1 rRNA gene is annotated in these 587 nt (G+C 47.0%); it reads left to right on the forward strand.

What is annotated here, in order from left to right:
• Positions 1 to 587: ribosomal RNA gene (locus CQA44_RS12270) — 23S ribosomal RNA — on the forward strand; the annotation flags it as partial.

Below are 587 nucleotides of genomic sequence, written 5' to 3' on the forward strand. Positions count from 1 at the left end.
ACACCGATAGCGAACCAGTACCGTGAGGGAAAGGTGAAAAGAACCGCAGTGAGCGGAGTGAAATAGAACCTGAAACCATCTGCCTACAATCATTCAGAGTCCTATGATTTATCAGGGTGATGGACTGCCTTTTGCATAATGATCCTGCGAGTTATGATATCTGGCAAGGTTAAGCCAACGCGAAGCCGTAGCGAAAGCGAGTCTGAAAGGGCGTTTAGTCAGATATTGTAGACCCGAAGCTAAGTGATCTATCCATGGCCAAGTTGAAGCGAGTATAATAGCTTGTGGAGGACTGAACTCGTGCCCATTGAAACGGGCTGGGATGAGCTGTGGATAGGGGTGAAAGGCCAAACAAACTTAGTGATAGCTGGTTCTCTTCGAAATATATTTAGGTATAGCCTCAAGTAATAGTAATAGGGGGTAGAGCTCTGATTGGGCTAGGGCTGCTCACCGCGGTACCAACCCCTGTCAAACTACGAATACCTATTACCGTATCTTGGGAGTCAGGCGGTGGGTGATAAAATCAATCGTCAAAAGGGGAACAACCCAGACTACCGAATAAGGTCCCCAAGTTCTATTCTAAGTGG

The organism is Helicobacter sp. MIT 14-3879, from assembly GCF_003364125.1.